General features: G+C 70.0%; 22 protein-coding genes. 7 read left to right on the top strand and 15 right to left on the bottom strand.

What is annotated here, in order from left to right; all coding sequences use genetic code 11:
• Positions 1-41: 41 nt before the first annotated feature.
• Complete coding sequence (locus WME90_RS37380; RefSeq protein WP_437276852.1) at positions 42-1,019, top strand: hypothetical protein; 978 nt, start codon at positions 42-44, stop codon at positions 1,017-1,019.
• Positions 1,020-1,044: 25 nt separating this feature from the next.
• On the opposite strand, the gene WME90_RS37385 is transcribed toward WME90_RS37380, so the two are convergent.
• The 5 genes from WME90_RS37385 to WME90_RS37405 form a co-directional block, all read right to left on the bottom strand.
• On the bottom strand, positions 1,045-1,770 hold the full coding sequence (locus tag WME90_RS37385; RefSeq protein WP_437276853.1) for a phytanoyl-CoA dioxygenase family protein: 726 nt from the start codon (positions 1,768-1,770) through the stop codon (positions 1,045-1,047).
• Between the two features lie 32 nt (positions 1,771-1,802).
• The gene (locus WME90_RS37390; RefSeq protein ID WP_437276854.1) at positions 1,803-2,102 is read right to left on the bottom strand and encodes a hypothetical protein; all 300 of its coding nucleotides are present in this window, start codon (positions 2,100-2,102) and stop codon (positions 1,803-1,805) included.
• 252 nt (positions 2,103-2,354) lie between these two features.
• Positions 2,355-2,999: a DUF2267 domain-containing protein gene (locus tag WME90_RS37395; RefSeq protein WP_437276855.1), complete on the bottom strand. Its 645-nt coding sequence runs from the start codon at positions 2,997-2,999 to the stop codon at positions 2,355-2,357.
• Positions 3,000-3,164: 165 nt separating this feature from the next.
• Complete coding sequence (locus WME90_RS37400; RefSeq protein ID WP_437276856.1) at positions 3,165-4,283, bottom strand: PAS domain-containing protein; 1,119 nt, start codon at positions 4,281-4,283, stop codon at positions 3,165-3,167.
• A gap of 215 nt (positions 4,284-4,498) precedes the next feature.
• The gene (locus WME90_RS37405) at positions 4,499-5,410 is read right to left on the bottom strand and encodes a LysR substrate-binding domain-containing protein (protein WP_437276857.1); all 912 of its coding nucleotides are present in this window, start codon (positions 5,408-5,410) and stop codon (positions 4,499-4,501) included.
• Between the two features lie 99 nt (positions 5,411-5,509).
• Between WME90_RS37405 and WME90_RS37410 the strand changes: the two genes are divergently transcribed.
• Positions 5,510-6,403, top strand: coding sequence for an SDR family oxidoreductase (locus WME90_RS37410; protein ID WP_437276858.1), 894 nt, complete (start codon positions 5,510-5,512; stop codon positions 6,401-6,403).
• Between the two features lie 241 nt (positions 6,404-6,644).
• The gene (locus tag WME90_RS37415) at positions 6,645-8,180 is read left to right on the top strand and encodes a hypothetical protein (protein ID WP_437276859.1); all 1,536 of its coding nucleotides are present in this window, start codon (positions 6,645-6,647) and stop codon (positions 8,178-8,180) included.
• A 58-nt stretch (positions 8,181-8,238) separates the two neighbouring features.
• Here the strand turns inward: WME90_RS37415 and WME90_RS37420 are convergent, their stop codons facing one another.
• Both WME90_RS37420 and WME90_RS37425 read right to left on the bottom strand, forming a co-directional pair.
• On the bottom strand, positions 8,239-8,802 hold the full coding sequence (locus tag WME90_RS37420) for a hypothetical protein (RefSeq protein WP_437276860.1): 564 nt from the start codon (positions 8,800-8,802) through the stop codon (positions 8,239-8,241).
• 74 nt (positions 8,803-8,876) lie between these two features.
• Positions 8,877-10,187, bottom strand: coding sequence for an AAA family ATPase (locus WME90_RS37425; RefSeq protein WP_437276861.1), 1,311 nt, complete (start codon positions 10,185-10,187; stop codon positions 8,877-8,879).
• A 186-nt stretch (positions 10,188-10,373) separates the two neighbouring features.
• On the opposite strand from WME90_RS37425, the gene WME90_RS37430 reads away from it, so the two are divergent.
• Positions 10,374-11,675: a DNA polymerase beta superfamily protein gene (locus WME90_RS37430; RefSeq protein WP_437276862.1), complete on the top strand. Its 1,302-nt coding sequence runs from the start codon at positions 10,374-10,376 to the stop codon at positions 11,673-11,675.
• Complete coding sequence (locus tag WME90_RS37435) at positions 11,672-12,451, top strand: nucleotidyltransferase domain-containing protein (RefSeq protein WP_437276863.1); 780 nt, start codon at positions 11,672-11,674, stop codon at positions 12,449-12,451. The genes WME90_RS37430 and WME90_RS37435 overlap by 4 nt, the downstream gene beginning before the upstream one ends.
• Positions 12,452-12,459: 8 nt before the next feature.
• On the opposite strand, the gene WME90_RS37440 is transcribed toward WME90_RS37435, so the two are convergent.
• The 3 genes from WME90_RS37440 to WME90_RS37450 all read right to left on the bottom strand — a co-directional run bounded on the left by WME90_RS37440 (position 12,460) and on the right by WME90_RS37450 (position 16,466).
• Positions 12,460-14,241 (bottom strand): serine/threonine protein kinase, encoded by a 1,782-nt coding sequence (locus WME90_RS37440; RefSeq protein ID WP_437276864.1) that lies wholly within the window; start codon positions 14,239-14,241, stop codon positions 12,460-12,462.
• A 185-nt stretch (positions 14,242-14,426) separates the two neighbouring features.
• Complete coding sequence (locus WME90_RS37445) at positions 14,427-15,035, bottom strand: TIGR00725 family protein (protein ID WP_437283712.1); 609 nt, start codon at positions 15,033-15,035, stop codon at positions 14,427-14,429.
• A gap of 159 nt (positions 15,036-15,194) precedes the next feature.
• A complete protein-coding gene (locus WME90_RS37450) occupies positions 15,195-16,466 on the bottom strand; it encodes a GDSL-type esterase/lipase family protein (RefSeq protein ID WP_437276865.1) in 1,272 nt (423 codons plus the stop codon).
• Between the two features lie 624 nt (positions 16,467-17,090).
• On the opposite strand from WME90_RS37450, the gene WME90_RS37455 reads away from it, so the two are divergent.
• Positions 17,091-17,588: a hypothetical protein gene (locus tag WME90_RS37455; protein ID WP_437276866.1), complete on the top strand. Its 498-nt coding sequence runs from the start codon at positions 17,091-17,093 to the stop codon at positions 17,586-17,588.
• A complete protein-coding gene (locus WME90_RS37460) occupies positions 17,585-18,190 on the top strand; it encodes a hypothetical protein (protein WP_437276867.1) in 606 nt (201 codons plus the stop codon). The genes WME90_RS37455 and WME90_RS37460 overlap by 4 nt, the downstream gene beginning before the upstream one ends.
• Before the next feature lie 61 nt (positions 18,191-18,251).
• Here WME90_RS37460 and WME90_RS37465 read toward each other — a convergent pair whose 3' ends face one another.
• The 5 genes from WME90_RS37465 to rtcR all read right to left on the bottom strand — a co-directional run bounded on the left by WME90_RS37465 (position 18,252) and on the right by rtcR (position 25,710).
• Positions 18,252-18,749 carry an SRPBCC family protein gene (locus WME90_RS37465; RefSeq protein ID WP_437276868.1) on the bottom strand — a complete coding sequence of 166 codons (498 nt, stop codon included), beginning with the start codon at positions 18,747-18,749 and terminating at the stop codon, positions 18,252-18,254.
• Positions 18,746-19,111: an ArsR/SmtB family transcription factor gene (locus tag WME90_RS37470; protein ID WP_437276869.1), complete on the bottom strand. Its 366-nt coding sequence runs from the start codon at positions 19,109-19,111 to the stop codon at positions 18,746-18,748. The genes WME90_RS37465 and WME90_RS37470 overlap by 4 nt, the downstream gene beginning before the upstream one ends.
• A 232-nt stretch (positions 19,112-19,343) precedes the next feature.
• Positions 19,344-20,402: a formylglycine-generating enzyme family protein gene (locus WME90_RS37475; protein WP_437276870.1), complete on the bottom strand. Its 1,059-nt coding sequence runs from the start codon at positions 20,400-20,402 to the stop codon at positions 19,344-19,346.
• A gap of 14 nt (positions 20,403-20,416) precedes the next feature.
• A complete protein-coding gene (locus tag WME90_RS37480) occupies positions 20,417-23,572 on the bottom strand; it encodes a hypothetical protein (protein WP_437276871.1) in 3,156 nt (1,051 codons plus the stop codon).
• 485 nt (positions 23,573-24,057) lie between these two features.
• The gene (rtcR, locus tag WME90_RS37485; protein WP_437276872.1) at positions 24,058-25,710 is read right to left on the bottom strand and encodes an RNA repair transcriptional activator RtcR; all 1,653 of its coding nucleotides are present in this window, start codon (positions 25,708-25,710) and stop codon (positions 24,058-24,060) included.
• Positions 25,711-25,791 lie beyond the last annotated feature (81 nt).

Raw genomic sequence — 25,791 nt, forward strand, 5'->3', positions numbered from 1 at the left:
AGGATAGGCGACCTCGCGCGCGGCTGCTGTATGCTCGCCGGGTGCCGGTCTCCCGCTCGTTCGACGAGAAGCGCGCGCGGATCGCGGCCCTCTCCGAGGCGCCGCCCGCGCAGGCAGCGGCCGAGCTGCGCCGCTTCGTCGCGGACCGGAACGGTTACCTTGTGGGCGAGGCCGCGGCGATGGCGGGGCGCCTCGGGTTGCGGGAGCTCACGCCGGATCTGGTGGGGGCGTTCCCGCGGCTGCTCGAGGAGCCGCTCAAGAGCGACAAGGGCTGCTCCGGCAAGAACCGCATCGTCGAGGCGCTGCTCGCGTTCGACGCGCACGAGCCGGACACCTACCTGGCGGGGCTGCGCCACGTGCAGCTCGAGCCGGCGTTCGGGCAGCCGATCGACACGGCCGCGGGGCTCCGCGGGCTGTGTGCTCACGCGCTGTTCCACGTCGGCCACCGCGAGGCGCTGCTCGAGGTCGCGCCGCTGCTCGCAGATCGCGAGCCGGTCACGCGCGCGGAGGCCGCGGCGGCGCTCGGCAACTCCGGCCTCGACGCGGCGGCGGCTGCGCTCCACGTGAAGGCGCTCGCCGGCGATCCGGAGCCGGACGTGCTCGGCGCCTGCTACCGGGGGCTCCTGCGGCTGCTCCCGGGGCGGTACCTCGGCTTCGTGGCGAAGGTGCTGCAGCAAGGCGACGACGGCGCGGCGGAGGCGGCGGCGCTCGCGCTGGGCGAGTCGCGCCTGCCCGAGGCGCTGCCGATCTTGCAGGCCGAGCTCGCCGAGGCGGCGAGGGCGAGCCGGCTGCGCGACAGCGTGCTGCTCGGGATGGCGCTGCTGCGCACCGACGCGGCGAACGACGCGCTCGTGGCGCTTGTCGAGGAGGGGGCGGAGGTGCACGCGGTCGCGGCGCTGAGCGCGCTCGCGCTCCACCGGCACGACGAGCCGCTCGTGGAGCGGGTGCGAAAGGCCGTGAAGGGGCGGAGGTCGAAGCGGCTCGCGGCGGTGTTCGCGGAGAAGATCGACGGCGGGTGATGGCCGGGCGACGGACGGCCGCGCCTCACGTCGCCGGCGTCCACCGACGGACGGTCGGACGAGCGAAGGTGTAAAGGGCGTCGATCGTGCGACGCGGAGGCGCCCGGAGGTACGTCGCGCGGTGAATGGACCACGCGTGGAAGATGCACGCGTCTCCGGCGCGCAAGGCGATGCGGGCGGCGTTCGGCATGTCCGGCGTGGTTCGATCGGCGCCCCTGCGGATCCGGAGCTCGTCCGGCGTGTCCCAGCGAGCGTGGGATCCGGGGACGATCTCGAGCCGGTCGTCGTCTTCCAGCGCCACCCGGAAGTGGACCGATGTCGTCGTCGCGACGATCGCGCGCTCGATCTCTGGATCGGATTGGCCAAACTGGCTGTCTCGGTGCCAGTCCCCATCCCAGTCGCGCCTTGTCTGCTCGTGGTAGTAGTGCGCGTCCTTCAGGCGCGGTGCCTCGTCCTCTCCCGGCCGCGAGAGGCCGGAGAGCATGTCGCAGACACGCCGGGAGCCGACGAACGCGGCGATGAGCTCCTGCGCGCGGGGGTCGTCCTGAAAGCAGGTGGCGCCGTCCGTGAGGAGCGAGATCCGGGGGGTCGAGTGACCTGTCTCCCGGGAGAGCGCTCGTGTGAAAAGGAGCGCGGCGTCGCACGCGCAGCGGAGCTCGGCGCGCTCGACGATGTCGAGGAAAGCGCGCGCGACAAAGAAGCCGTGCGCGCGGAAGGCGTCGATTCGATCTCTCGTTGATGTGCTCATCATGACCTCGCGACACTCGGGATCGCGGAGATCACTCAATGGATGGTCCGAGGCCCACGCATCGCCAGGGCGACGAGGGGGCTTTGGGGGAACGGCCGCGGATGATGCCGGCTCGAGACGACGAGACACGCGAGCCGCCCCGCGATCTCGAAGGCCGCGATCGCGGCCGGCGTGCCGAAGTAGTCGATCGGCACGAGATCGATGTTTCGCACCGCCTTCGGTGCGGAGCGCTCGTCGAGGAGCTGCGCGAGCGCCTTCTGGTAGCCCTCGCCGGTCCGGGCCATCCTGGCGCGGACATCGGCGCGCAGCTTCTTGTGGTGGTGGCGGTTCCCCATCGGCCCTGTCCAGGTGATCTGCCGAGATCGATCCTTGTCGGCCGGCACCGACGGAAGAGCGGCAGCATCACGAGCGAAGACCGCCGAAGGGCAGCGCCCTCTTCGCCCCTCGCTGGAGCCGTGCCGGCGGCAGGCGAGGAGCCGGGCTCGGAGCAGCCCGTGAGGGAAATGTCCGCTGGACGACGGCCGCTGTCAAGCGAGCGCCCGACGAACCCGCGCTGGGCTGGGGTCGTCCGCGCTGCAACTCGCTGGTCAGCGCTGCGTCTCGCTGACGGGGTGCTCGGGGCCCGGGCGCCCGTCAGCGAGCGTCTCTCGGAGGCGCTCCTGCGTCAGACCCGGGCTGCTCGACAGCCTGGTATCCGCGTGAGGGTCGTCGGATCGGGCGACCGACTGCGCATGGGCCGTCTCAGGGCGCGCCGTGCTCAAGGGGTGGTGGCTGCCGGGCCGCCCCGTCGCGAGCGTCGAGCCGTGGCCGATCTCGGGTGGAGACGCAGCGTGGGCCGGGCGCGGCGGGAGCGCTCCGGCCGGGCGCGACGCGAAGAGGTCCGCCCAGTCGGGCAGATGCCGCTGGAGCCGCGCGCGCTCGGCCTCGGGCAGCGCCTCGCCGATGACCTGGCACACGGCCTGGGCGTGCTCTCTGCCGAAGCCGCGCGGCGCGCCCTCGCGCCGGGCGATGCGGTCGTAGAGCTCATCGCGATCGAAGTCGCCCTGGTACGTCGCGCCGCGCACGGCGGCGGCGACCGGCCCCGGCAGCCCACCGGCGACCGCGGCTGCCTCCGTTGGGAGCAGCCTCTCGCCGAGCGTCCGAGCGGTCACGGTGATCGCACGCTCGGCCTCGGTGCGGCCCTCGAAGCCGGCGCGACGCTGCACCTCCTCGACGAAGCGGTCGTAATCCATGAGGGGCCTCCTTCCAGGGACGATCCTCTGCCCATGCGAGGTCCGTGCCAGGCGCGCGCAGGTCAGCGACCTCCGCCAGCGACCTCAACCTGGGTCGGCGCCCCTCCCCGGACTCCCCGTCACCGGCGGCCCGCTCGCCGCGGTGATGCCCATACACGACTGGAATCAATCGGCCCGTGACGCCGAGCGCAGCGCGCCCCCGATACAGTGCTTCAGGCCCGCCTGGAGATCGGACAGCGTCGTGATCTCGGCGAGATCGATCCCGAGCGAGACGATCGTCTGGGCGACGCTCGGCCGGATCCCGGTGATGATGCCCTCGGCGCCGAGGAGCCGTATCGCGCGGACGAGATCGACGAGGTAGCTCGCGGTCTTCGTGTCGACCGCCTCGACCCCGGTCAGGTCGAGCAGCGCATAGCGGGCCCCGGTGCGCACCACCGCCTGGAGCAGGCTGTCCATCACCTCCGCCGTCCTCGCGCTGTCGACCACGCCGATCATCGGGAGCGCCAGCACGCCCTTCCAGACCTGCAGGATGGGCGTCGAGAGCTGGCGGATCACCTGCTGCTGCCGCTCGATGATCGCCAGCCGCTCCCGGAGCTCCCGCTCCGCGCGCCGCGACTCGCTGAGATCGAGGGTGATGCCGACTACCGAGCTCACCTCGCCCCCCTCGCTCCGGACCGGGACGAACCAGTTCTCGATGGGCTTTCCGCCCACTTCCATGATGTTGTGGAGCGGCTCCCCGCGGAGCGCGGTGCGCAACCCCACGGTCTCGTGCTCCTTGTAGATGTCGAAGGTGCTCAGCCCCACGAGCTGTCCTGGCTTCAGGCCGGCCGCCGCGAGGCTCTTGCCGTCGAAGTAGGTGAACACGCCGCTGGCATCGCAAGCCCAGACGATGACATCGAGGTTGTCGACGAGGGCGCGGAGGATGTGCTGGTGCTCGGCGTGGAGCCGGGACGCCTCGATCTCGGCCGTCACGTCGCGGCCGATGCACACCACGCCCGCCGCATCGCCCCGCGCGTCGAGCACGCGATGGTGGACCCACGCGATGGCCACGTCGCGCCCGTCGCTCCGGGCATGGCGCAGGCGCTGTTCCCCGCTGTCCTCGTCGAGCAGCCGCCGCCACGACTCCGCGCCATCGGGCGAGGGGAGCAGCTCGGCGATGGATCGGCCCATCGCCTCCTGCCTCGAGAACCCGAGCTGTCGTTCGGCGCCTTCGTTCCACGCAGTGATCGCCAGATCGAGCCCAACCCCGACCACCGCGAGCGGCGATCGCGCGAGAGTGTCCACGTGTGCGCTCATGTTCAGGTGCCCCGCCCGCGACGCGCCGGCGGCCTCGGCTGCGCACCAGCCTAACCTCACGACCTGACGGCAGATCAAGCCCCAACGGGCGGCAGCGCGGGGGCGCGGACCACATCCCATCGCGGCACCGCCGATCGTCGAACACATGTGTAATGTGCGCAACGTGCGTTGGACACGGCATCGCAGCAAACGAGAGGGGGCGGCTAGCCCTCACCGACGCGGCTCGCGCGCGCCTTGAGCTGCACGCGCAGCGCCTCGACCACGTGATCGCGCAGCGCGACGGTCTTCCTCGGCAGGTGCTGGCCGCTCGGGAACACGAGGAAGACGCCGCCCGTCGGCGCCTTCCAGCGCGGCAGCACGCGGACGAGCGCTCCAGCGAGCACGTCCTGCTGGACGAGGAAGGCGGGGAGCAGGCCGATCCCAACGCCGTGGCGCACCGCCTCGCGCGCGAAGAACCCGTCGTTCGCGAGCCACCGGGCGCGGAGCCGCGCGCGGGCGCGCGACGCATCGTCTCGCCCGAACGGGCTCGTCCCGGTGAGCACCACGCAATCGTGCCCCGCGAGGTCGTCCAGCGTCCTCGGCGTCCCCCGCGCGGCCAGGTACGCTGGCGAGGCGTAGAACTGCAGGTGCAGCTCGCCCACCTTGCGCGCGACCAGCGTCGAGTCTCGCGGCTTCTCCTTGAAGAACCGGAACGCAGCGTCGTACCCCTCTTTCACCAGATCCACGGCGTGCGTCGACAGGTGCATCTCCAGCGTGATGCGCGGGTAGCGGCGGCAGAAGGCGGCGAGGATCTCCGCCAGCACCTCGGCCGCGAAGTCCGCCGTCGCGGTGAGGCGGAGCGAGCCTGACGGCTCGTCCTCGAGCTCCGGGATCCCCTCGATCGCCTCGGTGAGCGCCTTGAGCCGTGAGCCGAGGCGGTCGACGAGCGCCTGCCCGGCCGTCGTCAGCGCCACGCTGCGCGTCGTCCGCTGCAGGAGCCGCACGCCGAGCGACGCCTCCAGCGACGCGACGCCCCGGCTGACCGTCGACTTGGGCACCCCCAGACGGCGCGCCGCTTCCGTGAAGCTCGCCGTCTCGGCGACCGCCGTGAAGACGGAGAGGTGGTTCAGGTCCATTGTTCCCATTTCGGAACACAGTAGCCAGATTGTGCGTGTTGCACCAGATGCGGGACAGACGCAAACATGCATTCAACCTCTTCACAAGGAGCTCTCACCATGTCTCAACCTCTCCTCGTCACCGGCGCCGGGGGCCAGCTCGGGCGGCGCGTCGTCGATCTCTTGCTCGCGCGGGGCGCCGGACCGCTCATCGTCACGACCCGGCACCCCGAGAAGCTCGGCGAGCTCCGCGCCCGCGGCGTCGAGGTGCGGCGCGCAGACTTCGATGCGCCCGCCTCGCTCCCGGAGGCGTTCGCCGGCGCGGCGCGGCTCCTGCTCATCAGCACCGACGCGCTGGATCGCCCGGGCCGGCGCATCGCGCAGCACCGGGGGGCGATCGAGGCCGCGGTAAAGGCGGGCGTGCGGCACGTGGTCTACACGTCGCTGACAAACCCCGGGCCGGGCTCGCCGATCACGATCGCGCCCGACCACCAGGCCACCGAGGAAGCGATCGCGGCGAGCGGGCTCGGCGCGACCGTCCTCCGCAACAACCTCTATGCCGACTTCCTGGTGGCCTCGCTGCGGCGCGCGCTGGCGACGGGCCGGCTGGTCGCTGCGGCCGGCGATGGCAAGGCGGGATATGTCACGCGCGAGGACTGCGCCCGCGCTGCGGCCGCGGCGCTAACGGCCGATTTCGACGGCAAGCGCGTGCTCGATATCACCGGGCCGGCGGCCGTGTCCCAGCGCGAGCTCGCGCAGATCGCCTCGGAGCTCACCGGAAAATCGATCGACTACGTCCCCGTGCCGCGCGATGCGCTGGAGCAGGGCATGCAGAAGGCCGGAATGCCCGCCGCGGTGGCCACGCTGCTCGCCTCCTTCGACGAAGCGATCGCCCGCGGCACGCTGGATGTGGCCACGCGGGCCGTGGAGGAGCTCACCGGCGAGGCCGCCGAGGATGTGCGGCGCTTCCTTGCGCGCCACCGGGATGTGCTGCTCGCGCCGATCGAGCCCTGACGCCGCGCTCGCCCGACCTGGGTCGCGTCGATCGCTCAACCTGGGTCACGTCGATCGCTCAACCTGGGTCGCGTCGATCGCTCAACCTGGGTCACGTCTCCAGCCGCCACGCCAACCTGGAACCGGTCGCTCCACCCCACCCTGGGGTCGGGTCGCTGTCGTCAGCCGGAAACCGGACCGCCGCAGCCAGAAAATATCCCTTACACTGGCCTCCCAGGATCCACCTGGAGGAGGAATTTTCATGCGTCGATGGGCCGTTCTGCTGTGCGCTTCAGCTGTCGTTGCATGTAGTTCGGGGGACGACTCGCCAGGGTACGACGCATCGGGCGGCGGCGACACCAGCTCCGGGGAAGGGGGGAACGGGGGAAGCGGGGGGAACGGCGGAAGCGGCGGGAGCGGCGGGCTCCCTCACGCGTTTCGCTATGGCGCCAACCTCGGCCACCGCAACGCGGACTGGGGCGACGACAAGGAGGCGACGCTCGCGGCGCTCGCGGGCGTCCGCAGCCTCCGCATCAAGCTGCCAGCCGCCCATTTCGCCAGGTGGGGATACGACATCGAGGTCGGCGACATTCAATCGTACGCGTCCCTGGGCATGGGGGATCATATCGGATTTCTCATCGGATCCGAGTCGGTCGCCCTGACGGTGGCGCCGGCTGACGCGGACGACTGGCAGAACGAGTACTATATCCCGAAGAGCCTTTACGAGCCGATCTTCTCGCCCGACGGAGCGGTGAACCCTGGCAACGCGTGGGCCTCCTACGTGTACCGGACCGTCGACGCCTACAAGCCCTGGGTCAAGCTGTGGCACGTTTGGAACGAACCCGATTGGGTGGCCGACTGGCGCGTCACCGAGGCCTGGAAGACCGAGCCGCCGAAGGCCGCCGATCTCCCCAGGTTCAACGGATCGATATTTGACTACATACGAATGCTGCGGGTCACGAAGGAGGCCGCACGCAAGGCGGATCCGGACGCGCGGATCGCGACCGGGGGCATCGGATATCCCTCGTTCCTCTCGGCGATCCTGCGCTACACCGACAACCCCGAGGGCGGGGCGGTCACGCCAGAGTACCCGGAGAAGGGCGGCGCCTACGTCGACGTGCTCGATTTTCACTATTACCCCATCTTCAGCCCGAAGAGCTCGGATGCGTCCGTCGACGATTTCCTCGCGTCGAAAGACGCTTTCGCAGCGACGCTCGCCGACGCCGGCGCGGAGGTGCAGGCGTGGAATGTCTCGGAGAACGGTGCGCCGCTCGCGCCGACGCCGGAGTACCCGGAGGTGGGGAGCCCGGAGTACGCACGCAATTACCTCATCAAGATGATGACCATGGCGCAGGCGCACGGCATCGGCGGCGTCGACTGGTTCATCCTATCGAACGGCGAGGACGGGAGCGACGACGTGTTCGCGCACATGGGGCTTTATAACGACGTGGGCGCCCTCAGCAGCGTGGATCAGGCGACCAAGACCGACCTCGGCAAGGCGTACACCACCCTCAACGAGGTGCTCTTCGGCGCGTCCTACGATGACCGTGCGACAAGCGAGCTCGCGCTGCCGGGGGCCGCTCGGGGGGCCGTGTTCACGAAGGACGGCAAGCGCCGGGTCGCCCTCTGGGCCGTGACGGCAAGCAGCACGGAGGACGCGTCCGCGAGCGTCGAGCTCGCGACGGCGACGGGGTTCGAGGTCCACGCGTGGGACGGCGCGAAGAGCTCCGCCGACGCGAGCGGCGGCAAGGTGACGCTCGCCCTCTCAGGCAGCCCGGTGCTGCTGATCGAGCGATGACCGCCCCCAGCTGGGCAGGCATCCGATACACGAAGTTCGTGAGCGACCGGCGAGCGGCTCATGCGCCGCTGGGGGTCGCAATGGCAGCGATCGCCTTCCACAGCTCGTCGCGGAACTGTTGAAACGCCGCGAGGCGCCGCAGGGAATCGAGGCGCACCTCGGCCCCGAGCACGGCATAGTACTCCTCCACGCCTCGACCCATCCGCGCGCCCAGGCCACAAAGCGCCGTCTCCAGGGCCTTCTTCGGATCGGACTCCGCCTCTGGATCGTGAGGCAGCAGCGGCGTCCGGTCGGTCTCGAAGATCCGGCAGAATGCCTCCGGATCGGCCAGCATCCAGGCCTCCGTCTCCCGCACGGGCACGCAGGCGGCCGCCGCGAGATCCGGTCGCGCGCGCCGCGCGCGGGCGAGGCCCGGCTCGATCCGCTCGCGCCGCACCTCATCGGGCGCGCCCTCGCCGTCGCTGTGCACGACGAACAGGTTGCACTCGCTCCAGCTCTCCTCGATTGCCGCGGCGATCCGCTCTTCCCGGCTGGCTCCCCGTATTCGTCGCGGCTCGTTGATACGCCGGGCGTCATCTATGTAGAAGCCGCCTTTGCAAATTTCGACGGCGAGCGGCGGCAACATCCGGTTGATCAGGTTGCAGAGGAACCGGTCGTCGGTGGGCCCCTCGGCGTAAACGCCTGCGCATAGCCAGATCACGCCTCGTCCTCCGGGCGCGCCGCGTCGAGGAGGCGCTCTATCTCCCGACGGGAGACGGTGCTGGGGTCGCGCTCCGGGCCGTCGTCTACGCGCACGTGGCGCATGCGCGTGGAGCGAAGGTCGTCCCCCCGCCGGACGAGATCCGCGAAGACGAGCGACTCGGGTCTTCCATGGAGCGCGGCGAGGATCGCCGGCGAGTGGCTCGTGAGCAGCACCTGCGGCGGAAGCACGTCGCCCTTGGGTGTGGTCGCGTCGACGAGCTTGTCGATGAGCGCGCGCAGGCGACCCGGATAGATGCCATTCTCCGGCTCTTCGACGGCGATCAGCGCGCCGGGCGGCGAGCCACGCAGGAGCGTGAGCAATGCGATGAGGCGCAATGTGCCATCCGAGAGGATGCGGGCCGGTACGCGGGCGCCGTCCGTGAAATCCACCTCCAGCCGGAGCTCTTCATCGGTCGGCACCACCTCAAACGAGCGAAAACCCGGGATGAGCTCCGCGAGGTCGGCCCGGATCTGCGCGCGCGCCTCGGGGGCCAGCGCGGCGAGCGCGGTCGGGAGGTTGGAGCCGTCGGCCGCGAGGGCAGGGCCTGCAGCGCGGTCGCTGGAGAGGCGAAGCTTGGAGGGTTCGAAGTGAACGACACGGATTGCGCTGAGCTCCTTCGCAACCCTGCCAACCCAGTTCCTGGAGGAGAGCGACCCCTCCAGGATGCCGCGGTGCTGAAGGGCTCGAGCGAAGGCAGGGTCCCACTCCACTCCGAGCTCATTCCAACGAGCCACCCGAGTGTCCGGACCGGTGGCGGGTCTTGTGCCCTCCAGCTTGAAAACGCTCTCCATGCGCACGCTGGTCGGGTCGTTGTAACGAGCGAAAGGAAGCAGCGCCGGATGCCGCTCGATCCACGTGTCCGCGGCTGGATGATCGAAGGCGAGGAAGCGCTGTTCATCAATGGTGATATCCTCGATCCCTGAAGAAAGGACGGCGCGCCCGATCTCGGACTTGTGGCGCACCCTCGTCACCAACTGCCCTCCGCGATCAGGGTCCTTGGTTGTGCCAAGGAGCATCTCCACCGAGATGCTGATGCGCCCCGCAGCTCCGTCCCGCAGCCGCGAAAACTGATCCCGGATTGCACCGCGACCGCTCTTCAGCGCCTCGGTGACGCTGGTCTGGGCGAGCCGCGACAGGAGGTGCAGCGCGTCGAGCAGGTTCGACTTGCCTGCGCCGTTGGCGCCCACGATCGCCGTCAGCGGCTCCAGGTCCAGCGCGAAGCCGCGGAGCGACTTGAACCCATCGACCTCGATCCGCGTGATCATCGCCGGCCACCGTACCCCAGCCGACCCCTCGGCGCACTGGCCCCCCAGCGGGACCGGCCTCGCGTCAGGGCCCCGCCCCACCACGCCCGAGCCCTCCAGAGCGACCTCCGCAGAGCAAGGAAAGCCGCACCGTACGTCCCGCACGAGCCAGCTCGGCCGCGCCCTCCCGCATGCTAGCGTCCGCACATGGAGCTCCGCCTGCGCGGCCTCACCCACCTCGACCCGCTCGCCGTCCCGCTGCCCCACGGCACCGAGGTGACCACCCGGGTCGACCGCGTCCTCGGCGACCGACGCATCCCGCAGGGCGCCATCGGGCGCGTCGTCGGCTCGGCCGGCGCGGAGCTCGACGTCATGCTCGTCGGCATCGGCGTCGTCCGCTACAACCGCGACGAGCTCGTCCCGCGCAAGGCCGGCCAGGTGCGGCATGCCGAGCGGCGGAGCGCCGCCTGGGACGCCCTCCGCCCCGCCGTGGTCCTCGAGGCCGTCGTGGGCTCGCGCGCGTGGGGGCTCGCGAACGAGGGCTCCGACACCGACCGGCGCGGCGTCTTCGCCCTCCCCTTCCCCTGGACCACGGGCCTCGCCGAGCCCCCGAGGGACCTCGTGAGCACCGACGGCAGCTCCTCTTACTGGGAGATCGAGAAGGCCATCCGCCAGGCCCTCCGCGCCGACCCCAACACCCTCGAGCTGCTCTTCGTCCACACCGCCGAGGCCCGCGACGACATCGGCGCATGGCTCCTGGAAGCCCGTGATGCGTTCGTCTCCTCGGCCCTCTACGGCAGCTTCGGCCGCTACGCGCTCTCCCAGCTCAAGCGGCTCTCGCAGGCTCACCGGCTGGCCGAGCACCGGGAACGGGTCCTCGACTGGCTCGCCGACGACCCCTCGCTGGCCCTCGACGACGTCGCCCGGAAGCTCGCCGCCCTCAGCCCGCGCGCCGCGCCGACCCAGGTCGACAGGGAGCTCCAGGCGAAGGAGTACATCAAGCAGCTCTACCGCTCGCTCCACGATCAGGGCCTCTTGCCCGCGCGCGACTTCGCCTCGCTCGCGGCGTTCGCGCGCCAGGGCAGGACGTCGCTCGACTCCGCCCGCGACCTCCGCCCCAAGAACGCCTACAACCTGGTGCGCCTCATCGCGACCGCCATCCGCTGGCTGCGCGACGGCGAGGTCGATCTCGTGGTGCAGGGAGACCTGCGCGAGACGCTCCTCGCCATCAAGAGCGGCGCCTGGACGCTCGATCGCACGATCGAGCTCGCCGAGGCGATGACGCCCGACCTGGAGGCCGCGCGGCTCGCCACGAAGCTGCCGCCGCACCCGGACGTGCCCCGCGCCGACGCGCTCCTCCGACGCGTCCGCGAGGAGATCGCCCGCCGGCACCTCGCGGCGGAGCCCGGCCCGCTCGGCAAGGACGCTCCCCCGGCGCCGATCGCGGCCTGGGACGACGGAGACGCGGCCCCGACGCGCGGCGACGACGAGAGAAAGGACGACGGATGAACCCCCAGGTGCTCGAGGCAAAGCAGCAAGAGGTCGCGGCGCGCGTCATCGCCGAGGAGGAGGCCAAGCGATCGCACCTCGTCATCGCCCTGAGCGGCGCCCACGCGTACGGCTTCCCCTCGCCGGACAGCGACCTCGACCTCAAGGCGGTGCACGTCGAGCCGACCGAGAAGCTGCTCGGACTGCTCCGCAGCAACGCGAGCCCCGAGCGGATGCAGGTCATCGACGGCGTCGAGATCGACTACACGTCGAACGAGCTCCACCCCGTCCTCCTCGGCGTCCTCCAGGGCAACGGCAACTACATCGAGCGGATCATCGGCCCCCTCCAGCTCCACGTCGATCCCGACCTCGCCTCGCTCCGCCCCCTCGTCGCCGCCGCGCTCTCGCGCCGGATCTTCCGCCACTACGTCGGCTTCGCCACGAGCCAGCTCCGCGCCTGGGAGGCGGGAGGCCGCTCGTCGGCGAAGAAGCTGCTCTACGTCCTCCGGACCACGTTGACCGGCGCCCACGCCCTCAGGACGGGCGAGATCGTCACCGACGTGACCGCGCTCCTCGACGTGTACGGCTTCAGCGCCGCACGCGAGCTCGTCGAGGCCAAGCGCGCCGGCGAGCAGGCGCCGCTCGCTCCCGACGTCGCCGAGCGCTGGTCCGAGCAGATCGCCCGAGCCTTTACGACCCTCGAGGCGGCCCGCGATCACGCGGTACTGCCGGAGGAGCCGCCCAACCAGGGAGAGCTCAACGACTGGCTGCTCGCCCTGCGCAAAGCGCGGCTCTGAGGCGCGTCTCACCCCGGCAGCGAGCAGCCGTCCCCGCACGCCTTGCGGCCGTCGCGGCACTTCACCGCGTGCCCCTGCCCCACGCACGTCACCGGGCATCCTCCCCCGGTGTTGGAGCACGACACCGCGCACGAGCCCTTGCACATCACCTGGCACCCCCCGACCCGATTGCACTTCACGACGCTCCTGTCGCCCACGACGTGAACGCACTTGTTGACGTCTTCGCAGGTGATCGAGCACCCTGCGCCGCAGGTGACCTGGCACGTCTCCGCATTGCGGCACTCGGCGGAGCAGCCGTCAGCGCACGTCGTGCCACACACCTTGCTCCTCGCACAGGAAGACTCGCAGTCTCCGGCGCAGTGGCTCGCGCAGGTATCTCGATCGGAGCAGCTCGGCCTGCAGCCGGACGCATCGCCGCACGTGAGGAGGCAGCTCTTCGGCACGTTTCCCGGGCTGCCGCCTGGACAAGCGCAAGGCGCGCCCGGCGGGCAGCCGGCGGGGTCGGCCGCGAGCGCCACGGCGGTCTGGGCCTGCGCGACGTCCTTCGGGGGCACCGGCGCGCGGCTGTCGCCAACGTCGGCGGCGCCCTCATCGCGGGAGGGGGCGCCCTCATCGCGGGAGGGCCAGAACAGCAGCACCGCCCCGACCCCTACACAGAAGAGGAGCACCGCCACCCCGCCGACGACGGCGAGCTGCGTCGCTCGCGGCGCGCGCCGCGCCCGCCCCCGGAGCGCGGCGCCCGCCTCCGGATAAGGCTGGCCCGGCAACGGCCCCGGCGCGGCCGCCGGCATCGCCACCGCCGGCGGGCGCGCGCTCGAAAACCGCGCCGCCACCGGCGGTCCATCGGGGATGGCCCGGCCGTGCGCGCGCGTTCGCTCTTCGCCCTCCGCCCTGTCCACCGTCGCGAAGGGCGGCTCATCGCCACGCCGCACGGCGCGCACGTCGGCGAGCATCGTTTGCGCGTCCGGATAGCGCCGCTCGACCTGAAAGGCGAGCGCGCGGTCCACGATGCGCGCGACCCGCGGATCCACGAAAGGCGCCACCGTCGATAGCGGAGGAGCGGGCGTCGTGCTCCTCCTTACGAGGAGCTCTCCCTCGGTGAGCGCGTCCTCGTCGTGGAGTCGACGGTTCGCGAGGAGGGTGAACATCGTCGCGCCCACCGCGTAGAGGTCGGCCCGCCCGTCCACGTTCCTCCCCAGGATCTGCTCGGGCGCCATGTAGCTCGTCGTGCCCAGCACCGCGCCCGTCCGCGTCTTCAGCCCCGCGCCGCCCTGCTTCATGCGCGCGATCCCGAAATCGAGCACCTTGAGCCGCCCCTCGCGGGTCACGAAGAGGTTGTCTGGCTTGATGTCCCTATGGACGATCCCGGCGTCGTGCGCGGCCTTGAGGACCTCGAGGAGCGTATCCACATGGGCGAGGAGCTCGGGCAACGCGATCGTGCCGAGCCGCACGACGCGCTCTCTGAGGCTCTCTCCGTCGAGCAGCTCCATGACGAGGAACGGCTCTCCTTGCTGGGTCACGTCGATGTCGTGGACCTGCACCGCGGCCGGGTGCCCGAGCCGCGCGGCGGCGAGCGCCTCCTGCTCGAAGCGGGCGCGGAGCTCGCGGGACACGGCGCCCTCCGGGTGCAGGATCTTGATGGCCACGCGGTGCCCCACGTGATGGGTGGCCGCGTAGACGGCCGCCATTCCCCCTGCCCCGATCAGCGCGTCGAGCCGCCATTTCCCGTGGAGGGTCGTCCCAACGCGGGCTCTCAGCCGCCGGATCTCGTCCTCTTCCGCTTCCGACATCGGCGCGGAGGCTAGCACGGGCCGCCTCGCGGCCGGCTCGCGCGGAGGCTCCGCCGCGCGCGCCCCGGCCACGGCGCTCGGGAGACGCCATCATCACAGCGCGGGTCGACAGCGCGTCACGCGGGTCGGGCCCCCTCGGCCTCTCAGCACCGGCGCCGCCCTCGGCGCGAGCGCGCCCCGCGCGCTCAGCGCCCTGTCACGCCCCCCGGGCTGCGGCCTCGGCCCGCGATCTCCCACGCCCTCGCGACCGCCTCCTCCGCGCTCGCGACCGACACGATCCTGTCGGAGCGCCGGTCGTCGACGCGCTCCCCTCCGAGCTGCTTCGCCCAGCCCCCGCTCGTCGCGAGCGCGAGCAGCGGCTTGCCGAGCTGCCAGGCGACGGCGATCTCGCTCAGCGTGCCCGCGCCGCCGCCCACGACCACGACCACGTCCGCCGTGGCGACGACCAGGATGTTGCGCCCGATCTGCATCCCGGTGGGAACGACGATGTCCACGTACGGGTTGGCCGCAGACGCCTCGTACCCTGGCAGGATCCCGAGGATATCGCCGTCGCGCCAGCTCGTCGCCTCGCGCCCGCCGCGCGAGACCGCGGCCATGATGCCCCCAAGCCCCCCGGTGACGAGCCGGAACCCCGCTTCCACGGCGCGCCGCCCGAGCTCGACGCACACCGCCTCCGTCGCCGAGTCCACCGCGAGGCCGTTGCCTATCACCGCCATCAGGGGGCGGCGCGGGACATAGGGAGCGATGTCCCGCTTCGTATCCTCCTCTTCTCGCTCGTCCCGCTCGTCGTCCATCACGGCGCCGCTCCGTCGCCCGCTATTTCAGCCGGTGCGCCGGCTCGAGCTAGCCCCCGCCGCCGCGTGGAGTCAAGGCTCGCGCCGGCGCCGCGGGGTCGCGTGGTTTGTCGGCGCAGCCCGGCGCGGTCGGCGCGGGCGCGGGGGTGTGCGGTCGCGCTACCGCTGGGCCGGGTAGAGGCCGTCCACGGCGTCGGACCAGAGCTTGTTCATCGCGACCCGCCCGGCGGGATCCGGGTGCACATCGTCGTAGAGCTGCCCGGCGTGATCCTTGAACCACGTATACAGATCCGGCCCAGCAGGGAGGCCGTTCTCCTGCGTCAGCTCGTCGATCGCCTTGTTGAACGCCGGGAGCGCGTCGTGGTTGCCGTCCGGCGAGAAGGGGATATGCGCGAGCACCGGCACGCGGCCCGCTGCCTCGATCTTGTCGATGAGCTGCTGCAGGTTCGCCTTGAAGGTGCTCGGGTCGGTCTGGCCCCAGGAGTCGTTGGTGCCGTAACCGATGGCGAAGAAGTTGAAGTCGGGGTTCAGCTCCAGGACGTCATCGATGCGATCGAGCGCGCTGGGCTTGTCGCTGCTCTTGACGAGCTCGCTCCCGATGCCCCCGTTGATCATCGCGGGATAGTGGCCCGCGTGCGCGGCGTGCACGTTCTCGGCGAAGCTCGGCTGCGTCGCCGGGGTGTCGCGGTCATAGGCGAACGCCGTGATGCTGTCGCCGAGGAAGAACCACGTGTCCTCCGCGCCCTTCGAGATGTCGTGCACGTCGATCTCGTCGAGCTGGACGCCGGTCTCGTCGGTCGTCGCGGGGGCCGCGGTCACGACGAGCCGGACCCAGCTCTGGCCGCTGAAATCGAAGCTGTGGGCGCGCGTGCGGACCGGGTTGTCGGTCACCTCGGCGACCTTCGTCCAGGTGCCGTCCGAGCCGTTCGTGGAGTTGCTCGACGTCTCCACGCGGTAAGCGCCCGGCGCCCCGTATTGCACATCCGTGTAGTTGTAGTTGTACGAGGCCGTCCAGCTCAGGAGCAGCCGCTCGTACCCGGTGCCGACCTGGATGGCGACCCAGGCGGGCGCGGCGGAGGTCGGCTTGCCCGCGATCCAGGTCCCTGCCGATCGGTACTTGCCGTCGTTGATCACCGACGCCGTCCCCGCCGAGGCGAAGGCCGGCTTGCCGCGGGAGATGATGGGATTGGGCACGATCCCTTGCGCGTCCAGACCGCCGCCGGTGCCGCCATCGCCTGTGCCGCCGCCGCCCGTGCCACCCCCACCCGTGTCCCCGGCGCCGCCCGTGCCACCGCCCGCGCCGCCCGTGCCCTGCGCGCTGGAGCCCCCGGAGCCCCCGGAGCCCCCGGAGCTCGCCGACGAGCCGCCCGTGCCCCCGGAGCTCGCTGTCGAGCCGCCGCCGTCGTCGTCCGAGCAGGCCGACAGGAGCACAACCGCCCCCAGCGCAAGAACCAGGAAAGGTGATTGTTGAGATGAACGCAAAGCCATCGAAACTGACCTCCAGCGCCCGGCACTCTGGGGCAATTCGGCCCCACGATCAACAGCGGAGGCGACCTCCGTCGTCAATCCCCGCCGAAATGATGAACCGGTAAAGACCAGCTCGCTGCACCATGCACCGAAGCAGCCAACGACAATGCCCCAGTGAGTGAATTGTCAACTGAAACGGTAAATATCCAGAGGTGCTATCCGTCGCGATGGGCGGACGAGGCGCACTCGCTCCGGGCATGTCACGCGCGTTCACGTGATGATCGCAGGCGTGCTCGGGTCGGTGCGCACCGAGCCACCACCTGGAGCGACGCTGCCATCACGGTCATTTTACACGGGTTCACGGGGCTGTGTCAGGGGTGGCCCATCGCGACACTCATGTCGTGGTAGGGCCGTCCAAGTCCCCGATCCCGCGTCGGGCTCACGGGTTTGCTGCGGCAGGTACGTCGATTGCTTATGCCTGACGACATGAGGTTCGTCGGGAGGGTGTCGAGGCTCTTCGCCTTGGGTCTGCTGCTTGGCGGGACGACCGGATGCTTTTTTCCTGCCGAATGTGGAGAGGGGTTGTCCGTGGCGCCCGGGGAAGCCGCGCCGGGCGGGATCGACCCGCGACCCGCCCTCGCCGCGCTGATGCCGCAGACCCTGCCGCTCCGCTGGGTGCAGATCGACCAGACCACCACGCTGAAGCTGACGACGGCGACAACGAACAAGCCGAGCCATGCTCATCTCGACTGCGACGACAAGCCGACCCACTACGAGGTCCCGGTGACGATCCTGTTCGAGACCGCCGACGGCCGGCTGAGCGTCAGCGCGGAGACCGGGCTCTTCGTCGACGGAAACGGCGCGCTCGTCCGGCCTGCGACGGTCTCCGTCACCCTGCCAGCGTCGATCTTCGCCGGTGCCGACGTCGTCTCCGCGGAGATCCTCGATCCCTTGGTCGACAGCGGGTTCGTAAGAGTGACCTTTGAGCTCGTGGCTGCCGGCGCGGGTGTCGCCTATGGCGACGGGTCGCTGGTTCTGACGGGCGGCGACACCGTCACGCTCGCCGTCGTGGAGGTCTCGCAATGACGTGGCGCACTGCAATCGCGCTGGCTGCGCTGCTCCAGGCCGGCTGCCTGGGGACGCGAGACGACGACGCGTCGTGCCAGCGTGAATCGTCCCGCCCTCTGGAGGCAGGTGAGCAGGTCAACGGCCACGATCCGGTCGAGCTGCTCACCCCCTACGCCGGACGCTGGCACGGCACCGTGACCTGGCGCGACGGCCAGGTCACGGACATCGACATCGACATCGACAGCCCGTCCGACCCAGCGAGCTCGCTGCAGGCCGACATGTACTGTGACCGCGCCCGACGGGTGTACGCTTGGCTGCAAGCGGCCGTATCAACCGCCGACGGCGCGCTGGATGACTGGACGTGGCTGGACGCGTCCGTCAGGTTTCTTGACGACGGCACGCCCGTCCAGGAAGAGCCCGATCTGGCTGGGTTCTCGAATCCGTTCGGACCGCCCGCCTCCACATTCGTGGCTCGCGACCGCTATCAGAACCCTCACATCGTCATCGAGCTCACCTGGAACACGCCGACCTTGCCTGCCACGGGCCGGCTCCTGTTCTTCGGCCAGCCGGAGGGCATCACCGGCTTGGACGAAATCGAGCTGGGCACGATCGTCTTCTGATCGCGCGCCGGCTGGACACCGGCGGCCCGTATAAAGGATCAAGGCGTTCGAGGCCGCTCTCTCACGAGCTTCCGAATTTCTCGTCCAGCTTGGTGAGCTGGCTGGTGAAGCCTTCCTTCTGCATTTCGGTGAACTCGGGGCTGTGCATGGTGTCGAGCAGCACAACCATCTTCACGCGGTCGCCGAGCTCGCTGAGCTCGACCTCGATGTCGGCCTCGTAAGGCGGTACGCCGGGCAAGAAGTCGATCACGTTGCGGAGCACGAGCCGAGTCATGGGCCTGACCTCGGCGAAGGTGGAGGTGACGGCGTGCGAGGGCGGCTGGCCGATCTCCGCCATGGCGCGGACCATCTTGGGCGTGGCGGCGATCATCTCGTAGCGCAGCGTGCCGCCCGGTCGGGCGTCGAGCTCCGCCACGGCGGCGCGGAAGTCTCGCGGGCCCCACCAGGACTCGAAGCCCTCGCGCGTGGTCCAGAGGTCCCAGACCTCCTGCAAGCTAGCGCGATAGGTGCGCTCGATTGTAACTTTGGATCGGGCCTGGGCTTTGACTGCGCTGTTCATGATCGCTTCCCTTTGCTTGGGTTGTCTTGAATGGCGGGGTTCTTCTGAGCGGTTGCGCGCTTCTTCTCCAGCGCGGCACCGAAACGATCGAGGCGTTCCTCCCAGAGCTGCCGGTAACGTCCCAGCCACTCCTCGAGCTCGCGGAAGGGTTCGGGCCGGAGGGCGTAGAGGCGCCGCTGCCCATCGGGCCGCATCGAGACGAAGCCCGACTCCGAGAGGATGCGCAGGTGCCGCGACACGCCCGACTGGTGGATGCCGGCCTTCTCCACCACCTCGGCCACCTGCTGCTCGCCAGAAAGGAGAGCCTCGACGATGCGGCGGCGCGTGGGATCGGCCAGCACCTGGAAGACGTCCAGTTGCATGGATGTACATATACACTACGGTGCATACGTCGGTCAAGCGCGAACGGCGCACGGCGACGTTCCCTCCCCGCGCGCCGCGCGCCCTGCCGAAGAGGCGCTGCGGCGCCGGCGCTGCCGGCTGGAGGTGGCGCGGGGCCTGCGTGAGGAGGGCGACGACGATCCCGGGCTGCTCGTGGCCGCCGACGCCCAGCCCGACGAGGCCCGCCGCCGCGAGGCGCGCGACGGCCGGGCCTTACTTGATGGTTCGGACGAGACGGAAGCCGACGCCGCGGGACACAGCGTCCGACGCTGGGTAATTCTGGCCGGCCGTTCGCAGCATATCCCGCGAGCCCGCGGCGTTGCCGCCTCGGGCCACGCGGAGATCGGGCGCGTCGGTCCTCAGGGCGATCTCCGTGGCAGGGTTCGTCGCTGGCCCCTCGACCTCGCGAAAGACGGGGCGATCGCTGGTCCACTCGAAGACGTTGCCGAGCATGTCGAACAAGAGCCAGCGATTGGGCCGCTTGGATCCCACGGGGTGCGTACGCCCTCCCGAGTTCACGTCATACCATGCGATGGGGTCGAGGCTCGGCTCGGGGTCGTAGCGCGCATCCGGATTCGTCCCGGTGATGTCACCTCCGTAGTATGCCGTCCTCGTCCCCGCGCGCGCGGCGTACTCCCATTCTGCCTCCGTTGGCAGGCGATAGCCCTCGCACTCGTAGACGCTCGTCGCGCCGCCCGTGAGGCTCACGCGACCGCAAGTCACGCCGCGGCCCAGCTCGCCTTGACATTCGGAGAGCTCGAAGCAGGGCGCGAGCGGCGGCTCGTGACGCGCGGAGAGCTGGTTGGCGAAGAGCAGGGCTTCGAACCACGTCGCGTAGCGAAGCGGACACGCGTCGTCCTTGCAGGTCACCGGACCTTCCAGCACCTTCTCCGGCTTCTCTGGCACGACACCGACGAGCTCCGACCACTGCTTGCGCGTCAGCTCGAACTGCCCGATCTCGAACCCGCGCTCGATGGTGACCGCCCTTGGGATCTCGGAGCTCTCACCGCGCCAGAGCTCGCTCTCCGGCGAGCCCATGATGAAGCAGCCCGGCGGAATGCGACACCAACCATTCGCGCACTCGGCCACCACCGCCGGATGCCGACACACGGATCCATCGGCGGAGGCTACTTCCCAGCCAGCCACCTCCGGACCGACCGGATCCATGTTGCCGGCAGGCACGACGGATGGCTCCCGGCCCTCCGCCTCGGGCTGGCAGCCGAGGGGCACGGCCAAAAGAGCCCAGAGAGCGACACCGATCGCGCACGTCATCGAACCGCTTGTATTCATGGCACGTCGCTGACCCCGAAGTCCTCGCCCACCCTCTCGAAACGATCCGCCGCGGGCTGGGTCTTGAACCCTTCCGTCACCAGCAAGGTAACGCCTTCGAGCAGGCTCTCGTGGCCCAGCCCGCCATCCCAGCTGACGCGCTTGCCGGTGCAAATGTCGATGTTCTGCGCAGATTCACTGCACGCGGCGATGTAGGCGTTGAAAATATCTTTCATTTTCCAGCGCTCTGTCGGCGACGGATGGCTGTCGATCCCGTAGAGGAACTCCAGCCAATCGTACTCGGTGCCGAACGAGAGGAGGTCGGGGGACGAGTTCTGGTCGATGCAGTGCGTGTTGCGCCACCGGACGGCCTGCTTGCAGCTCACCGGGATCGGCGGCTGATTGATGTAGAGCCCGGTGGCCGTGTCCAGCGCGCAATCGGTCACGCCCGGCATGCACGCCGTGTTCGCTATCTGCTTGTAGTAAACGAACGTGCAGTCCGATTCCATGTCGGCGTTGAAGGCCTTGGCCGCGAAGTACTGACCAAACCCCTCGACCTGCACGGCGTTCGGCTCCTCCAGCGATTGCAGGCAATGGAGCCGCTGATCGGGGGGGACGCCATCGCAGCGGCAGAGCGCGGGCTGGTTGGCGTCGCCCGCGCCGCAGCCGTACGCCGGCTGCATCACCCCTTGACCGTTGCCCTGGATGAAATGACCGAACTCGTGCGCGACGACGTACTTGAAGCGGGTCGACGAAGCGGCCAGTCCATCCGGCTCGAGGAACAACGTGTCCTGGCTCCTGCAGCTCGTCAGGAGGGGCTCCCCCGTGCAGGGCTCCTCGATTTCGCAATATTCGTCGACGACGATCTCGACTCGACCGTTGCCCTCGTAGCGACTCTCGATCATCGCACGTGTGATACCGAGCTCCCCTCCGCTCGCGTCTTCACGCTTGAGGATCTGGCTGATCGCCGCGCTGGTCCGGGTGATCGAGTTGTGCTCGACGAAGACAGGGCGGAGGGGCGCCGGCGGCACCGTGGGCCAGTCGATCTGGCGGGCCGAGCACGTCGCGTCGGTGACGCTCCCGACGTCCTCCGCGTAGATCGCGCACATGGAGGCAGGCCCGCTCTGCCCGGTCTCCCGCACGACGATGTTGGCCCCGGTGAACGCCGAGCCGTTCATGGCGCAGTTGGTCCCCGAAGGGTCCAGGCAGTGCTGGCTGATGACGCGGGTCGCGATCTGCAGGCCGGTGCCCAGCTGCCAGTGCGAGCGCACGGGGAGCTTGGGCCTCGGAACGCAGCCGTTGCCGTCGAGCACGCCGCCGCGGTCGAACAACACGCCGGTCGAGTTCGTCATCGTGATCTGGTAGCGCGCGAAGCTCGCCGGGACCGGCTGCATCTCCTTGCCGACGAGGAAGTCCTCGGGGCCGACGCCGGTCCAGGGTCCAGAGTCGATGAACTGCGCGTTCCAGTCGAAGCAGATGTCCGGGCTCGCGATCGGCGTCGCGGTGAAGCACAGGCGGCCGCCGTCGATGCACGTCTCGTTCGCGCCGGTGGCGCCGGTGTACAGGTCGACGTCGAACCCGTACTCCCGGAGGTCGTCGTCTCCCAGGCAGAACAATGCGTCGTCGTCGTCCACGTCGATCGAGACGTGGACCGTGTCCCGGTCGCGGGCGACCTGCACCGTGCCGCTGCTCGTTCGACCCTTGTCCTGACCGTCGATGACGAGCTTGGCGACGAACGGATCGACCGTGCCGCACAGCCCCTCGCTGTCATCGAAGTTGAGCGAGGTGACCGTGAACGTGAAGGCGGCGGGGCCAGCCTCCTCGTTGCTCGTGTTGCCCACTTGCGGGCCCACGAAGTCGCCGTACACCTCCGATGCCAGGTGGGACGTGGCGGACGTCGTCACCTCCGGCGCGAGCTGCACGTTCAACGACGCGAGCGACACGCTCGGGCGCTCGATGGGGACGAGGGGGAGCGGCGGGTCGGGCTCTGGCTTCGGGGGGACATCTCCCAGATCGCAGGCGGGGCTGGACGAGCTCGCGGTCGCCGTCTCTCCGGCGAGCTGCCACGAGAGGCTGCCGCTCAGGTCGAAGGGCGCAAAGAACACATTGTCGTGCACCCCCGGCAACAGCGTCGTTGGCGGCGCCACGTCTCCCGCAGGGACGAGCTGGTTCTGGGGGCCGAGCGGCACCGTGACCGGGAAGTCGCTCTCGTTCTCGTAGCCGAGGAGCGCGGCCCCCGCAGGGTGCTTATAGCGTCGCACGCACTTGACCACCGGGTGAATGTTCAGGACATCGTACCAGTAGTCGAAGGGGTCGAACACGATGGTGGAGCCCGCCTCGGCGGCCTCGACCGTTTGCCCGAAGAACGACCCTCGATGTCCGGGCGACCCGACCGGCGCGAGGCGCAGGGTCGCGCTGGGCGCCACGATGGTCCCGTTGAACGCGGTCTCGAGCGAGACGGTCCCGGTCCCGAGGTAGGCCAGGAAGAAGCTGCTGTCCGGGCCGACGATCTGAACCTTACCCTTGAAATCGAGCAGCTGGCGTACGTAAACGATCACCGGACCGGCCGACGTGTCGAGGCGGGCGATCGACTGAGGCTGCATCTGGAGCTGATCGAGATAGTATGTGCCCGAGCTGAGATCCAGCGTGCTCCGAGAGCCGACAGAGACGCTCGTGTAACCTCCCGGGGCCAGCGAGGCGGTCGTGTCCGGTCCGACGGCCGGTACGTTGATGAGCGACGGGAAGTCGACCGTGAAGCGCAGGTTCCCGAGCGGGCCGAGGGGCGTGGCCGGAAGCTCTGTCCCGATGATGTTTGCGCCGGCTTGCTTTGTGATGGTGCCTGCCGCCTGGACGGTGCCGGTGGCGTGCGACTGGCTCCCGAGCCAGATATTCCCTCCGCTGATGAGCGACCCCGTGCTCGTCGCGGCGTTGACCTCGAGCAGGCCAGCGCCGACGTTCACCGCCGGCGCCGGCGCCCCGTTCACGCCTTGCAGCGTGACCCCGCCGGCGATGCGCAACGACTGCGATGCATGGAGGGCGACGTTGCCCTGTGAAAAGCCTGCCGGGAACCCGAGCGCGATCTCGAACTGGCTCAAGAGCGCCTGCCTGGCCGTGGAGATCGCGGCCTGCTCGGGCGCCTCCCCCTCGGGCGCACCGCAGCCGACCACGCTCACGCCCGCTACCAGCGCAAAAGCCCGTGCGAGCCGCGCTCGAAGCCTCGAATCGTCGTTCGTCGTCCCTCTTCCTCTGCCGGCGGCAGAAGAACGCAACCTGGTACGCTCCGGTAGATTGATGTTCTCGTGATTTGCCATTGTCGTCCCGCGAGCACAGGCCGTTGTGAAAAACGCTGTTTCTCGGCCGCTCGGCGTGGCACGTAGCACTCCATGTGCCAGGCGCAGAGAGCGCTGGAGGTCTCGATTCGTCGCGTCACCGTGCGCTGGACGGCGGGCCGCCCGCCGCGGGGCGCGGCCCATTCTCCATGACATGTCACGGGCTGCTGCGTGACATGTCACGGCTCGCGGCGTGACATGTCACGGCTCGCGGCGTGACACGACCCACGGAGCATCGCGCATCGGTCGCGCGCGGCGCTCGACGGTCCGGCGCCGCAACATCGTTGTTGCCCGGGCTCGGTCCTGGCCTTGTGATAGGGAGACCCGCTCTACCCGCTCCCCGCCACCTCGCTCCAGTCGATGTCGAAGCGCGCCAGGTATTTCCGCAGCCGGTCCGCGTCGTTGACGCTCTTCTTCTTCACCCGCGACGCCGCGAACAGCACCCGTCCCGCCTCCGACAGCGATCGTGCGCTCTTCAGCACCCGCAGCACCTCGGCGAGCTGCACCCGGTCGAACGGGTCGAGCGCCGCCGCCCGGCGCGCGCCGAGCGCCGCGACAACGGGATCGTCCCCGTCGCCCCCCTCCCCCGCCGCGGTGCCCGCGGCGAACGCCCGCCCGCCCGCCGCCGGCCCCCGCCGCCACGCCTCGGCCAGCCTCTCGATCTCCTCCTCGACGATCGGCACCCCGATCCGTCCCCCGGGCGCGAGCGTCGCCATCCGCGTCACGGCCGCGTTGAAGTCCCGGAAGTTGCCGGGCCACGCCGCCTCCCGCGACGTCGCGAACTCGAGGAACCGCGCGCGCGCGTCGCGGCTCATCGTGATCCGCACGCCGAGCAGCCGCGCGGTGGCGTCGAGCTCGTAATCGAGGTTCGGCTCGATGTCCTCGACCCGCTCCCGGAGGCCCGGGAGCCGGAAGGTCCACAGGTTGATCCTCGCCAGGAGGTCCTCCCGGAAGCGCCCCGCCGAGACCTCCAGCGCGAGATCCCGGTTCGTGCCGGCGAGCAGCTGGAACTCGCTCTTCACCTCCCTGTCCGAGCCGACCGGCAAGAACGCCTTCTCCTCGATCGCCCGCAGCAGCATCGCCTGCTCGTCCGCGCCGAGCTCGCCGATCTCGTCGAGGAACAGCACCCCCTCGTGCGCCTTGCGCAGGAGACCCGGGCGGTCCTGGAGCGCCCCCGTGAACGAGCCCTTCGTGTGCCCGAAGAGCGCCGACATCGCGCCGTCGCCCCGGATCGTCGCGCAGTTCAGATCCACGAAATCGCCGCTCACCTGCCGGCGTCCCTTCTTGAGATCGTAGATCTTCCGCGCGAGCTGCGATTTCCCCGCCCCCGTCGGGCCCATCAGCAGGATGGGCGCGCGCGACGCGATCGCCACGTGCTCGATCCGCTCGATCAGCCGGTTGTACGCCGCGTTGCGCGTCTCGATGCCGCTCTTCAAGAACGACACCCCCTCGCGCTGCTCCTTCTGGAAGCGCGACGCGATGCGATCGTACTTCGAGAGGTCGAGATCGATGATCGTGAACGACCCGGCCGCGAGCTCCTCCCGGTCGCGCTTCGGCGGCGACGTCTGGATGAGGCGCCCGGGGAAGTAACGCGACTCCGTGAGCAAGAACAGGCAGATCTGCGCGACGTGCGTGCCCGTCGTGATGTGGACGAGGTAGTCCTCCCGGTCCGGCGCGAACGGGTACGCCCTCGCGAAATCGTGCAGCGCGCCGTACACCGCCTCGAAGTCCCACGGGTCGTCCATCTCGACAACGTGAGCGCGGATGTCCGTCTCCGGCGACACGTGCCGCACGTCGCCCATCACCGTCTCGGCCAGCCCCTCGAAGCGGCGGTGGTGGAGCAGCTCGAACCGGTCCACGATCAGGTCCTCGTGCTGGCAGAGCGCGACGCTCGGGCGCCAGCGCGACCAGCGCTCCGGCGTCTTTCCGGTGTCGAGCGTCGGGCCGAGCATGCCGAGGACCACGGTGGGCTTGCGTGCCATAGAATTTTCTCTATCCGGTTTATACACAGGTCTAATCCGCAGGGCCAGCGGCCCGCGATCGCCTGGATTTCGAGTGGCACG

This window comes from Sorangium sp. So ce375, from assembly GCF_051473855.1.
Classification (GTDB): Bacteria; Myxococcota_A; Polyangia; order Polyangiales; family Polyangiaceae; genus Sorangium.